This window comes from Microlunatus elymi, from assembly GCF_007362775.1.
Classification (GTDB): Bacteria; Actinomycetota; Actinomycetes; order Propionibacteriales; family Propionibacteriaceae; genus Microlunatus; species Microlunatus elymi.
Window position 1 is genome coordinate 1,414,872 of the sequence record NZ_CP041692.1, and the last position, 12,581, is coordinate 1,427,452.

Annotated in this window: 13 protein-coding genes; 5 read left to right on the plus strand and 8 right to left on the minus strand. The window is 66.9% G+C overall.

Annotation, left to right across the window (positions count from 1 at the left end; all coding sequences use genetic code 11):
• Nucleotides 1-34 precede the first annotated feature (34 nt).
• From FOE78_RS06355 to FOE78_RS06375, 5 genes are all read right to left on the minus strand, one after another.
• Entirely contained in the window at nt 35-439 is a 405-nt protein-coding gene (locus FOE78_RS06355; RefSeq protein WP_143985546.1) for a VOC family protein, read from the minus strand.
• 105 nt (nt 440-544) lie between these two features.
• Nucleotides 545-1,300 carry a hypothetical protein gene (locus tag FOE78_RS06360; protein ID WP_143985547.1) on the minus strand — a complete coding sequence of 252 codons (756 nt, stop codon included), beginning with the start codon at nt 1,298-1,300 and terminating at the stop codon, nt 545-547.
• Complete coding sequence (locus FOE78_RS06365; RefSeq protein ID WP_143985548.1) at nt 1,297-2,559, minus strand: FAD-dependent oxidoreductase; 1,263 nt, start codon at nt 2,557-2,559, stop codon at nt 1,297-1,299. Before FOE78_RS06365 ends, FOE78_RS06360 begins: the two co-directional genes overlap by 4 nt.
• 182 nt (nt 2,560-2,741) lie before the next feature.
• Nucleotides 2,742-3,410 carry a DedA family protein gene (locus tag FOE78_RS06370; protein WP_143985549.1) on the minus strand — a complete coding sequence of 223 codons (669 nt, stop codon included), beginning with the start codon at nt 3,408-3,410 and terminating at the stop codon, nt 2,742-2,744.
• A gap of 214 nt (nt 3,411-3,624) precedes the next feature.
• A complete protein-coding gene (locus FOE78_RS06375) occupies nt 3,625-4,905 on the minus strand; it encodes a citrate synthase (protein WP_143985550.1) in 1,281 nt (426 codons plus the stop codon).
• Nucleotides 4,906-5,192: 287 nt separating this feature from the next.
• Between FOE78_RS06375 and rplM the strand changes: the two genes are divergently transcribed.
• From rplM to glmM, 3 genes are all read left to right on the plus strand, one after another.
• Nucleotides 5,193-5,636 carry a 50S ribosomal protein L13 gene (gene rplM / locus FOE78_RS06380; RefSeq protein WP_143985551.1) on the plus strand — a complete coding sequence of 148 codons (444 nt, stop codon included), beginning with the start codon at nt 5,193-5,195 and terminating at the stop codon, nt 5,634-5,636.
• A gap of 27 nt (nt 5,637-5,663) precedes the next feature.
• On the plus strand, nt 5,664-6,203 hold the full coding sequence (gene rpsI, locus FOE78_RS06385; protein ID WP_143985552.1) for a 30S ribosomal protein S9: 540 nt from the start codon (nt 5,664-5,666) through the stop codon (nt 6,201-6,203).
• Between the two features lie 96 nt (nt 6,204-6,299).
• Complete coding sequence (gene glmM / locus FOE78_RS06390; protein ID WP_143985553.1) at nt 6,300-7,661, plus strand: phosphoglucosamine mutase; 1,362 nt, start codon at nt 6,300-6,302, stop codon at nt 7,659-7,661.
• 67 nt (nt 7,662-7,728) lie between these two features.
• Here glmM and FOE78_RS06395 read toward each other — a convergent pair whose 3' ends face one another.
• Together FOE78_RS06395 and FOE78_RS06400 are read right to left on the minus strand one after the other, a co-directional pair.
• Entirely contained in the window at nt 7,729-7,941 is a 213-nt protein-coding gene (locus FOE78_RS06395; RefSeq protein WP_143985554.1) for a hypothetical protein, read from the minus strand.
• Nucleotides 7,942-7,951: 10 nt separating this feature from the next.
• Entirely contained in the window at nt 7,952-10,342 is a 2,391-nt protein-coding gene (locus FOE78_RS06400; RefSeq protein ID WP_168207408.1) for a sensor histidine kinase, read from the minus strand.
• A 75-nt stretch (nt 10,343-10,417) separates the two neighbouring features.
• Here FOE78_RS06400 and FOE78_RS06405 point away from each other — a divergent pair, with 75 nt between their 5' ends.
• A complete protein-coding gene (locus FOE78_RS06405) occupies nt 10,418-10,930 on the plus strand; it encodes a response regulator (RefSeq protein WP_210414846.1) in 513 nt (170 codons plus the stop codon).
• Nucleotides 10,927-11,295, plus strand: a complete 369-nt coding sequence (locus FOE78_RS06410) for an Hpt domain-containing protein (RefSeq protein WP_143985556.1) — start codon at nt 10,927-10,929, stop codon at nt 11,293-11,295. The genes FOE78_RS06405 and FOE78_RS06410 overlap by 4 nt, the downstream gene beginning before the upstream one ends.
• A gap of 309 nt (nt 11,296-11,604) precedes the next feature.
• On the opposite strand, the gene coaA is transcribed toward FOE78_RS06410, so the two are convergent.
• Nucleotides 11,605-12,564, minus strand: a complete 960-nt coding sequence (coaA, locus tag FOE78_RS06415) for a type I pantothenate kinase (protein ID WP_143985557.1) — start codon at nt 12,562-12,564, stop codon at nt 11,605-11,607.
• Nucleotides 12,565-12,581 lie beyond the last annotated feature (17 nt).

A 12,581-nucleotide genomic window follows, 5' to 3' on the forward strand; every position in this document is an offset into this window, starting at 1 on the left:
TTGCGCTGGAAAACCGACGGTGCGCGGGAAGGCGTCAGCGAGGCGGCAGGGCGGCGCGCTCGGCGGGGGAGAGCAGCACGCAAAGCTGGTTTCCCTCCGGATCGGCCAACACCACCCAGCCGGTGCCGGGACCGTACTTGCCGCGTTGATCATCGAGCTGAGTGGCGCCGAGCCCGATCAGACGCTGCACCTCCTCGGCCTGGGTGCCGCTGCGCGGCCGGAGGTCGAAGTGGATCCGCTTGGCCGGCAACTCGGCATCCGGCACCTCGATGAACAGCAACTGATGCCCCGACTCCGGATCACGGATCATGCACTCCTCGTGCCCGGGCTCGTTCGGGTCGCCCGCGATGTCGACGTAACCGAGAACCTTCTTCCACCACTCGGAGAGCTCGTAGGCGTTGTGGCAATCGACGGTTGTGTGCGAGATCAAGCTGGTCATGATCAACATCCAACCACCAGGTCGGTCGAGCTGCCGGAGCTTCGCCGGCGCTCACCAGTTGCACGAACAGAACGGCCGGCGCATGGCCAATGGCCGAACGGCGGACTATCGGATCCGGAACGAGTCCATCACCGTGGTGATCTGCTCCTGGTGACTCTCCTTGTGGTCTTGCGTCGTCCAGCCGGCCACCTGATAGAAGTGACCGTTCTCGCCGTCGATCAGATTGATCCAGAAGTAGACATTCGTGCCCTGATAGGGAAATCCCACCGTCAGCTGACGCGAAGGCAGTGGGCCGACTTGCCGCTGCGGACCGACGACGACAGGAAAGCCGATCGCCTTTGTCTGCCATTGCGTCTGCGAGGCGTCGACGAAGTCGCTGAAGCTGTCGAAGTCGGTCCCGGGGTACGCATACACGGCGATATAGTCGTCGACGCCCTCGGTGATCATCAGATCGGTGCCTTCGACCGTCGACGGATCGGTCTCCTCGGTCCAGTTCTTGGTTGCGGTGAGTTGGCAACAGCCGCTGTGGGTGACGAAGCCCTTGCTGATCTTGGACTGCCTGCCGAATTCACCGATCTCCAGGTACGCCAACGCGCCCAGGCAGAGCGCCGCGGCGAGGATGATCGCGAGCACGATGATGACCCGACGGCGGATGTTCGGACGCGGTCCGACCGGCAGTTGCTGCTGGGGACCGTACGGACCCCACTGCACCGGGCCCGCTGGGGCCGCACCGGAAGGCGGATGCCCGTAGCGGGCAAGCAACTGCGGGTCGAGACCCTGAGGCGGCACCGCAGTGGGCGGCTGATCGGCGGTGCTGGATTGCCGTGCTGGCAGGAAATCCGGTGGTTGGTCTTTGCTCACGGCCGCGTCTCTCTGTCCTCAGCTGGTGGACGTCGCGCGAAACCGGGGGCGTGTTCGGCACCGGGGCCGATCGCGATCAGCCGGCCGATCGGAATCGACAGCCACGGGAACAGTCGCATCAAGATCACGAAGAGTTCGAAGCCGCCGCGGTGTCCGGACATCGCGGGCACGTAGATGGTTTCGTGCAGGACTTGCTGACCGGTCTGCAGGAACACGGTCGGGAACCAGCGGCTGCGCCGTACCCGATCAAGATCACGACCACGCGGAGACCGACCCCGGCGGAGCGGACCGGCCAGGATCCGGGCCGCGGCAACGGCGTCCTGGATGGCGAGGTTGACACCGACGCCGCCCGATGGCGACATCGCGTGGGCGGCATCGCCGATGCAGAGCAGACCCGGCTGATGCCAGCGATGCAGCCGGTTCAGCCGGACCTGCAGGAACGGCAGATCATCCATCGAGGACAGCTCGTCCAGTCGGTCCGCAAGGTCGGGACGCAGCCGGGCGATCCGGGCCCGGAAGGACTCGATTCCCTCGGCTCGCAAGCGATCCCGCGATCCGGTCGGTGCCAGATAGGCGAGTTGGTAGTACTCGTGGTGGGCCATCGCGAGCATGATGTCCGGAGGCTTGATCGTCGGCAGCAGCGTGGCCTGCTGACTTCGGCGTTCCTGTTCGGTCCGAGACAGCCGAAACCACCACACCTCGTACGGCACCTTGAATTCGCGCGGCACCAGGTCCGCACCGGCGCGCAGCGGTGAATCCCTGCCCTCACAGGCAACCGTGAGGTCCGCACTGATGATCGACTCGGTTGCGTCGGCCCGGCGGATCCGCGCCCCGGTCACCCGACCATGATCAACAACGGGGCCGAGGATCTCGGTGTTCATCAGCAAGGTGAAGCTCGGCTCCTGCTGCGCGGCGTCGGCCAGCATCGACAACAGGTCCCACTGCTGGGCCATCGCGATGTGGTCGTACGGCTTCTTGATCTTGCTGAAGTCGCCCAGCACGATGCTGCGATGATCATCCAGCGGCAGCCGATAGTCCGAGAGATCGGTGTGCTCGATCGCGGCGAATCGTTGGCCCAGACCGAGTTCGTCCAGCAGCCGCAAGGTGGAGGCGTGGACGGTGTCGCCGCGGAAGTCGCGCAGGAAATCGCCGTGCTTCTCCGCCACCGTGACCTCGACCCCGGCGCGGGCCAGCAGCAATCCGAGCATGATGCCGGCCGGACCGCCGCCGGCGATCAAACACGTCGTTCGACCATCCACGGCCCCATCATGCCAGCCGCCCCGGTCCGGCCCGCGACACAAAGATGATCATGGACGGGCCGACGTTCCGCGCCCGGAAGTTGCGTGACGAAAGCGCGGGAAATCGACGCCGAACCGCACCCCTTCGTGACGCAAGTTCCCGAGTCTCCCGTCCTCCCGATCGGCGAAGGGTCGGGCGCGGTTCAGGAGACGGGAGCGCGTTCGGCGAAGTGGCCCGGTGCGCGGTCGACCACGACGGTACGTGCTCGGCGCGCGTCCCGCCGGCGGCGTACGAGGGTGATGATCTTGTCGATGACGAAACCGATCGCTATCCCGAGGGCGACGGCGAGCAGTGCGCCGAGGATCGGATGCTGGCTGACCCAGGCGCCGCCGATGGTGCCGATCACCAGCGAGTAGACCGCCCACAGCGACGAGGATGCCGCGGTGAGCGGCCGGTAGACGGTACGCGGGATCTTGGTTGCGCCGGCGACCAGGCTGATCGCCACCCGGCCGCCGGGCACGAATCGGCCGGCCAGCACGGCCGAGGAGACCCGCCGTTGCAGTGCCGCGGCCGCCCAATCGGTCACCTTGACGAAGCGCGGATGCCGCATCCAGCGGAAGCGCCGCAGCCCGACGGCCCGGCCGATCTCGTACGCGAGGTTGTCGCCGATGAAGGCGGCGACAGCGGCCACGAACCCCAACAGGAGAAGCGACGGGTGACCGGTGCCGACCCCGATCGCGGCCAGTCCGATCACGATCGACTCGCTCGGCACCAGCGGAAATATCCCGTCGATGATGATCAGACAGAACATGGCCAGCAGGGCCCACGGTGTTCCGGCGGCGGCCAGTACGAATTGGCTCAGGGCGTCCATGGTCCTACCCCACCGGATCCGCCCTCCGCAGACGATGGGGTCAGGACCCGAACCCCTGCTGGGGCTAGCCGGAGCACCGATCGGCTATGGCGACCCGCGAACACAATCCCCCGCTGATGGACCGGATCGACCGGTTTCCGGCCGAATCACCGCAATCAGCGGGGGATTGTGTTCGCGAGGTTCGGGAGCTATCCGCCTTGGCGGTTGCCGAGGGTCAGCGCTCTGCCAACGGCACGAAGTCGCGGGTGCGGGCGCCGGTGTAGATCTGCTTCGGCCGGGCGATCTTCTGCTCCTTGTCGCCGGTCAGCTCCTCCCACTGCGCCAGCCAGCCGGGCATCCGGCCGATGGCGAACAGCACGGTGAACATCTCCGGCGGGAACTGCAGCGCCTCGTAGATCAGACCGGAGTAGAAGTCGACATTGGGGTAGAGCTTGCGGGAGACGAAGTAGTCGTCCTCCAACGCGATCTTCTCCAGCTCCACCGCGATCTTCAGCAACGGGTTGATGCCGGTCACGTCGAAGACGTCGTCGGCGGCCTTCTTGATGATCTTGGCCCGCGGGTCGTAGTTCTTGTAGACCCGGTGACCGAAGCCCATCAGCCGTTCCTTGCCACCCTTCACGCCGTCGATGAAGTCCGGAATGTTGGAGGCGTCGCCGATCCGGCGCAGCATCTTCAGCACGGCCTCGTTGGCGCCGCCGTGCAGCGGACCGTAGAGGGCGCCGACGCCGGCCGCCGCAGCGGAGTACGGATCCACGCCGGACGAGCCGACCGAGCGGACCGCGTTCGCCGAGCAGTTCTGCTCGTGATCGGCATGCAGGATGAACAGCGTCTCCAGCGCGCGGGACAGCCGCGGGTCGGCGTTGTACTTCCGTTCGCTCATCTTGAACAGCATGGCCAGGAAGTTCTCCACGTAGGAGAGCTCGTTGTCCGGGTACACGTACGGCTTGCCCTGGCCGTGCCGGAACGCGAAGGCGCCGATGGTCGGCATCTTGGCGATCAGCCGGGTGATCTGCAGCTTGCGGTTCTCCGGGTCGTGGATGTCCTGCGCGTCCGGGTAGAAGGTGGACAGCGCGGCGACCGCGGCCATGGTCATGCCCATCGGATGGGCGTCGTACCGGAAACCCTCGATGAAGGTCTTGATGTTCTCGTGCAGGAACGTGTGGAACGTGATGTCGTGCGTCCACTGCGCCAGCTCGTCGGAGGTCGGCAGCTCACCGTTCAGCAGCAGGTAGGCCACCTCCAGGAAGGTGGAGGACTCGGCGAGCTGCTCGATCGGGTAGCCGCGGTACTCCAGGATCCCGGCTTCGCCGTCGATGTAGGTGATCGCGCTGCGGCAGGATGCGGTGTTCACGAACCCCGGGTCGTAGGTGGCCAGCCCCGGCTCACCATCGACCGCGATCTGCTTCAGATCGGCGGCGCGAATTGTGCCGTCGGTGATGGCGACCTCGTAGTCCCGCCCGGTCCGGTTGTCGCGAATGGTGAGGGTTTCGGTCATGGGCTCAAATTACGCGGAGACGAGTCGTGGCGGCCAGTTGGGGCCGTATGATTTGAGCCACCCACCGCACTGGTCTGGTCGATGGCGACGTCCGGCCGATCGGTTGATGAGGCGCGTTTTGACCCGAGGGTGCCCCCGCAGGTAACCTAAACCGCTGTTGCGCTCAGCGCGCCGTGGGTTCGCGTGTGCACGGAATCGGCGGCAGGTTTCCGGTGACGGACTTGCTGGCTCCGGCTGACGCGCAAACTCAGTTCACATCAGAAGCGAAGAAAGATTGGTCTGCGACCGTGTCCACGTACAGCCCGAAGCCCGGTGACATCACCCGGGAATGGCATGTCATCGATGCCACCGACGTCGTCCTGGGTCGTCTCGCCGTGACCGCGGCGGGCCTGCTGCGCGGCAAGCACAAGCCGACCTTCGCTCCGCATGTCGACGGCGGTGACTTCGTCATCATCGTCAACGCCTCGAAGATCGCGTTGACCGGCAACAAGCGCACCGACAAGCTGGCCTACCGGCACTCCGGTCGCCCGGGCGGGTTGAAGGCGATCAGCTACGGCGAGCTGCTCGACACCGATCCGCGCAAGGCCGTGGAGAAGGCGGTCTGGGGCATGCTCCCGAAGAACCGGCTGAGCCGGAAGATGATCAAGAAGCTCAAGGTGTACGCCGGTCCGGAGCACCCGCACAACGCGCAGAAGCCGCAGCCGTACGAGATCACCCAGCTCGCCCAGTAACAGTTGACAGCAGGAGAATCACCGACCGTGACCGAGAACGTAACCGAGGCCCAGGCCACCGAGGCCGAGCAGACCGAGGAGCTCACCCCCTTCACTGAGGGTGAGAAGGAGATCGCCTACCGCAGCGAGGGTGGCGAGTCCCGCGGCGCCGCCGGCACCGGCAGCCGTCCGGCCGTCATCGCGGCCGCCGGCGCGACCGGTCGCCGCAAGGAGGCCATTGCTCGGGTTCGGATCATCCCGGGCTCCGGCAGCTGGACCATCAACGGCCGCACCCTCGAGGCGTACTTCCCGAACAAGGTGCACCAGCAGATCGTCTCCGAGCCCTTCTCCACCGCAGCGGTGGACGGCGCGTACGACGTGATCGCCCGGATCAACGGCGGCGGCACCAGCGGCCAGGCCGGTGCGCTGCGCCTGGGCATCGCCCGCGCGCTGAACGAGGTCGACGCCGAGGCCAGCCGCCCGAGCCTGAAGAAGGCCGGCATGCTGACCCGCGACGCCCGGATCAAGGAACGCAAGAAGGCCGGCCTGAAGAAGGCCCGCAAGGCCCCGCAGTACAGCAAGCGCTGATCCACGCCGGGTTGTCAGCGTCAGGATGAGTTGTCAGCGTCAGGATGGGCTATGGCGACTTCTGACGCTGACAAGTCGGGATTTCTAGGGGGCTGAATGGGCCGGTTGTTCGGTACGGACGGTGTGCGCGGCGTCGCGAACGCCGATCTCACGGCGGAGCTTGCGCTCGATCTGTCCGTTGCTGCGGCCCATGTTCTCGGTGAAGCAGGTGAACTCGCCCGGGCGCGTCCGATCGCGGTGGTCGGTCGTGATCCGCGCGCATCCGGCGAGTTCCTCGAGGCCGCCGTCATCGCAGGCCTGGCCAGTGCCGGCATCAACGTGGTCCGGCTGGGCGTGCTGCCCACCCCCGCGGTCGCCCACCTGACCGGCTCGACCGCGGCCGATCTCGGCGTGATGATCTCCGCCAGTCACAACCCGATGCCGGACAACGGCATCAAGTTCTTCGCCCGCGGCGGCGCCAAGCTGGACGACGCCCTGGAGGACGCCATCGAACGGCGGCTCGGCGAGAGCTGGGCCCGACCGACCGGCGCCGGCGTCGGCCGCGTCACCTACCAACCGGAGCTGGTCGACGGCTACGTCGACCACCTGGTCAACAGCGCCGGTGACGGCGCCGGCCTGGACGGCATCCACGTCGTGGTCGACTGCGCCAACGGTGCGGCCCATCGGACCGCCGCTGCAACCTACGGCCGGCTCGGCGCCAAGGTCACCACGATCAACGCCGAGCCGGACGGCATCAACATCAACGACGGCGCGGGCTCGACCCATATCGAATCCCTGCAGAAGAGGGTCGTCGCCGAGGGTGCCGATCTCGGCATCGCGCTGGACGGCGACGCCGACCGCTGCCTGGCGGTCGACGCGGAGGGAACCGCGGTCGACGGCGATCAGATCATGGCGATCCTGGCCATCGGTCTGCAGGAGCTCGGCAGGCTCAGCGGCGACACTCTGGTCGCCACCGTGATGAGCAATCTCGGCCTGACCCAGGCGATGAGCAAGTACGGCATCACCGTCGAGCAGACCAAGGTCGGCGACCGGTACGTCCTGGAGACGATGCGGGCCGGCGGCTTCAGCCTGGGCGGCGAACAGTCCGGTCACGTGGTGTTGGCCGAGCACGCCACCACTGGTGACGGTGTGCTGACCGGGCTGCATCTGATGCAGCGGATGGCGGTCAGCGGTCGTTCGCTGGCCGAGCTGGCCGCGGTGATGGAACGCCTCCCGCAGGTGCTGGTGAACGTCCGCGACGTGGACAAGAACCGCACCGACACCGCCCCCGCGGTGGTCGAGGCGGTCGCCGCCGCCAACGCTGAGCTCGGCGACAGCGGCCGGGTGCTGCTGCGGCCCTCCGGCACCGAGTCCCTGGTCCGGGTGATGGTCGAGGCACCGTCGGCCGATCAGGCCCAAGCCGTCGCCAACCGGCTGGCCCACATCGTTCGTACCTCGCTGGGTGTCCGCACCGTCTGATCCGTCTCCGACTTGTCAGAAGGTGGTTGGGCTATGACCCAACTACGTTCTGACAACTCGGTGAGGGTCAGAAGTTGAAGACGTGGCGGAGGTCGGAGGACAGGCTGAGGCCGAAGATGAGGGCGATGATGGCGGCGACCACGGTCAGCAGCAGGCTGAACAGGGTGGCGCCGAGGGCGAAGAAGAAGCCGAGCTTGAGGGCGGTGCCGGCACCGATGAGCATGCGGGTCCGGGTGGAGCGGTTCGCAGCAGGGACGGCGGGGAGTTCCTGAGTTGTCATGGCCGGAAAACTACCCGGCAAGGTCCTCCGAGGCGGGTTCCCGAACCGCCGTGGCGTCAATCTCCTCGGCCGATCGACCTGATGAATGATCCGCCGAGCGATCGAAGTCGCTCTCGTCCTCGTCCGGCCGGGCCGCGGGCAGGATGAAGCGGAAGATCGCGCCGTCGCCGTTCGGGCTCTCCGCCCAGATCCGTCCACCGTGTCGCTCGACGATGCTGCGGGAGATGGACAGCCCGAGGCCGCTGCCTCCCATCTCGCGTCGATCGGAGGAGTCGACCTGTTCGAACCGTTCGAAGATCTGCTCGAGCTTGTCGGCCGGGATGCCGCGGCCGCGATCGGCGACCCAGAAGACGATCATGTCCCGATCTGCGCCCTCGTGATCAACGGCACCATGATCAACAGGTACGTGTTCGGCCGAGCCGTGATCGCCCAGCCCAGCCTCACCAGGACCATGGCCACCGCGACCATGATCACCAGTGCCTCCACCCACCGCAGCAAGATCAACCGGGCCAAGATCAACTCGGTCTCCGACGGGCCCGGCACCCACCTGTACGGCGTCCCCGGTGGGCGAATACTTGATCGCGTTGCTGATCAGGTTGACCAGGGTCTGCACGATCCGATCGGCATCGACGTTCACCGTCCCCGAACTGGGCTCGATGATCACCTGCACCTGCGCCGCGGCAGCGATCGGCCGGAGCTGACTGGCCGCCACTTCCAGCAGTTCGACGGCATCATGATCACGGAAGTCCATCGGCATGCTGCCCGATTCCATCCGGTCGATGTCGAGAATGTCGTTGACCAGTCGACCCAGCCGCTCGGTGCTGTTCAGGGCGATGTTGATCATGCGCTGCGCCTGCGGGCCGAGGTTGCCGAGCCGCTGATCGGCCAACAGGCCAAGGGATCCACGGATCGCGGTCAACGGCGTACGAAGTTCATGGCTGACCACCGAGACGAACTCGCGCTTCATCCGGTCGACCTCCCGCCGCTGGGTGATGTCACGGAAGACGATCACCGCACCCGGAAAGCTGGTCTGGCTGTCCAGCGGGCTGGCGGTCACCTCGACCGGGATCTGCCGGCCGTCGGCGCAGACGTAGATGTCCTCCTCGCTGTTGGTCGCGCCGGACTCGATCGCCTCGGCGATGTAGCAGTGCTCGTAGTCGTAGGCGGTTCCGTCGAGTTGCGGCGCGTGGAACAGGTCGTGGGCGTTGCGACCGATCAGATCCTCGATCCGGTAGCCGAGCGCCCGGGCGGCCGACGGGTTGGCGGTGGTGATCTTGCCTTCGGAGTCGACGCCGTAGATGCCGTCGCCGACCGAATTCAGCATCAACTCGCTCTGCCGAGTGACCGATTCGAGCTCCCGGGTGCGGGCCGACACCCGGCGTTCCAGGCTGCCGCGAAGACGCTCGTTGTCCACGATCAGGATCACCTGACGGACCACCACCGCGATCACCAGAATCAGCCAGAGCCCGCCGATCCACGGACTGACCATGGCCGAGGCACTCGGTGCGTTCGACGCCGCGGCGATCAGCAACACGCCGAAGGTGAGAATGGTGTCGGCGATCGGCGACGCCTGCCTCGCAGGCGACGCGTCGGCCGGTTGCCGGGTCCGCCGCGGGACCCGGGCCGCCAGCGCCAGGCAGGCGTAGCCGAGCGGCCAGAGCAGCGGCGCCGGACTGTTGAAGAAGTCGACCCCGTGCTCGATCAGCACCCAACGTGCCAGGTCGGTGCCGGCCCAGATGACGAAGCCGAGCGCCAGCAGCGCCAGCACCGGCCGGTCGGATCGATTGCCGCGGATCAACAACAACGCGGCCACCGTGGCCAGGATCGTGTCGGTGGCCATCACCGCCAGCGAATCGATTCGGGTGAAGGGATTCTGCCCCTCGGCCAACACCGACGGCAGCGCCAGTACGGTGACCGTGAGCAGCACCGAGCCGGCGATCACCACTCCGTCCAGGATCATCCGGAACAACTCGGTGCCGCGCTGTTTCGCCGCCGGGAAGGCGGCCATCCCGACGATCGCGAAGATGCCGCCGATCACGTACCCCAGGTCACCCAGGCTGCTCAGCACGGGCCGGCCGAGGAGCATGGTGACCGCGATCCAGCAATTGCCGAAGGTGGCGAAAACGCCCGCGATCGAGAGCAGCACCCAGGCCCGCCGCTGGCGCCGATCCGGCCCGCGCCAGGCCGCGATCCCGGCGGCGATCGCCAACGCGAGGCTGCCGGCGACCTGAGCCACCCCGTTCACCCAGACCAGCGAGCTGTGGCCGACCAGACCGAGGATCTCCAGCAACGCGGCGGTGCACAGGGCGACGAAGGTGATGGCCAGGCCGATGAAGACGTTGGGGTAGCGCTGGACGGCGCGCGACAGCGAACTGCGTGCGCTCGACCGCCGTCCTGGCACAGCTCCTCCGTTGCGTTGTTTCGCAGCAGACATCATGACCGGGCTCACGTTGCCCCGGTCATGCTACCTACTACGATGTCGGGTGCCATCGGCTCAACTCGGGGATCGCGCTGGACGTCGGAGTCAACCAGCTCGTCGGATACAGATCGTGCAGCGCGTGCGGAGCCGAAACCGGGGAAAAGACAAGAATGCGGCGGTGAAGGCATGACCACCAAAGACGTGCTGCTCGTCGACGATGACGCCTCGATTCGTGAAGTGATACAGCTGACCCTCGAACTGGTCGGCGGCTGGCACGTGCACCTTGCAGCCAGCGGAGTCGAGGCGCTGGAGCAGGTGCAAGAACGCCGCCCGGATGCAATCCTGTTGGACATGATGATGCCGGGGATGGATGGCGCGACCACGCTGGCCCGGTTGCGCGAGGCGGGCGGTGAGAAGGACGTGCCGGTGATCCTGTTGTCGGCCAAGCTGCAGCAACGGCGCGACGACGACCAGCTCGACGGACTGGGGGTGGCCGGGGTGATCGGCAAACCGTTCGATCCGATCGCGCTGCCCGGTCAGATCCGCACCATCCTCGGGTGGGCCGAATGAGCCCGACCGAGTCCGACGTCAGCGCGGCCGAGGCGGACCCCCTGGATCGCGTACACGAGATCTTCGATCGGGCGCGTGAGCGCAACCTCTGCCGGGCCGAGGAGTTGGCCGGCTGGGTGACCGCGGCCGAACAGGACGGGCTGACCGCCGCCGACCGGGTGGTGGCCAAGGACGTCGCCCATCAACTGGCCGGCTCGGCCGGCACCTTCGGTTACCAGTCGGCCACCGAGGTCGCCCGCAAGATCGAGCGGCTCTTCGCCGACGGCGACGGCTCGCACTGCTGGGCCACCGCCCGCGACCACGTACGCGACCTGATGCGCAAACTCCAAGACCCCCCAGAGTCCGGCGGATGCCCAGGTTTGTGAATCTGAGCTTCCGCAGAGTGGCAACCAGCAGCTTGCACCCACTCGCCGTCACCACGAACGCTTGAAAGTCAGATTGAACGCAACGTCGAGACCCGCGCCGCCCACTGCTTGGGTCTGACCGCCGCCACCACGAACGCTTGAAGGCCGGATTGAACGCACGTCGAGCGCCCTGGCGCGAGACCGACTCCGAAGGAGTCGGCGTGAGCGGCTGACAAGCTAACCACGGCGGGAGCGCGAGGGTCGCCCCTCGCAAACGTGAGCCGCCAGACCAGATCGCGGCAGCGGCACCCAACTCGACCGCGAATCCAATCAGAGCTTGCGGATACGCACCCACTCGACCCGATGGTCGTCGCTCTTGCGCAAGACGGCGGTGGCTCGGCCTCGGGTGGGCAGGATGTTGATGGCCAGGTTGGGGCCGTTGATCGAGTCCCAGATGCCTTCGGCGGTCGGGACGGCGTCCTCGTCGCTCAGCCCGGCGTAGCGGGTGAAGAAGGACCGCGGGTCGGTGAAGGCGGTCTGCCGCAATTCCAGGAAGCGTTGCACGTACCACTGCCGGATCGCGTCGGTGTGGGCGTCGATGTAGACCGAGAAGTCGAAGAAATCGCTCAGCGCCAGGCCGGTGGTGCCGTCCGGTCGCGGCCGGGCCGGCTGCAACACGTTCAGACCCTCGATGATCAGGATGTCCGGCCGGCGGACGACGATCTGTTCACCGGGCACGATGTCGTAGCTGAGGTGGTCGTAGACCGGTGCGGTGACGACGTCCTTGCCGGACTTGATGTCCATCACAAACCGCAGCAGGCGCGTGCGGTCGTACGACTCCGGGAAGCCCTTGCGGGACATGATTCCGCGCCGTTCCAGCTCCGCGTTCGGGAAGAGGAAACCGTCGGTGGTGACCAACTCCACCCGAGGATGATCGGGCCAACTGGCCAGCAGGGCCTGCAGCAGCCGCGCGGTGGTGGATTTGCCGACCGCCACCGAACCGGCCACCCCGATCACGAACGGGGTCCGGCCGACCGAGAGCCGGAGGAATTCGTTGCTGGCCTGGTGCAGGTCTCCGGTGTGCTTGACGTAGGTGGCCAGCAGCCGGGTCAGCGGCAGGTAGACCTCGCGGACGTCGTCCAGGCTGGTCGGGTCCTGCATGCCGCGCAGCGAACCGAGCGCTTCGGCGGTCAGCGGCATCGGGGTGGAGTTCGCCAGCGCGGCCCAGTCGGCGCGGCTGCGTTCCACGTACGGGCTGGCGGTGTCGCTGAGCTCGGGGCGATTCGGCACGGCCTGATTATCCCCGT

Bases quoted from the DNA above. Each gene is read 5' to 3' on its own strand.
- FOE78_RS06355 (WP_143985546.1), bottom strand. From the start codon at position 439: ATGACCAGCTTGATCTCGCACACAACCGTCGATTGCCACAACGCCTAC.
- FOE78_RS06370 (WP_143985549.1), bottom strand. From the start codon at position 3,410: ATGGACGCCCTGAGCCAATTCGTACTGGCCGCCGCCGGAACACCGTGG.
- FOE78_RS06375 (WP_143985550.1), bottom strand. From the start codon at position 4,905: ATGACCGAAACCCTCACCATTCGCGACAACCGGACCGGGCGGGACTAC.
- glmM (WP_143985553.1), top strand. From the start codon at position 6,300: ATGGGCCGGTTGTTCGGTACGGACGGTGTGCGCGGCGTCGCGAACGCC.
- FOE78_RS06395 (WP_143985554.1), bottom strand. From the start codon at position 7,941: ATGACAACTCAGGAACTCCCCGCCGTCCCTGCTGCGAACCGCTCCACC.
- FOE78_RS06405 (WP_210414846.1), top strand. From the start codon at position 10,418: ATGTCGGGTGCCATCGGCTCAACTCGGGGATCGCGCTGGACGTCGGAG.
- FOE78_RS06410 (WP_143985556.1), top strand. From the start codon at position 10,927: ATGAGCCCGACCGAGTCCGACGTCAGCGCGGCCGAGGCGGACCCCCTG.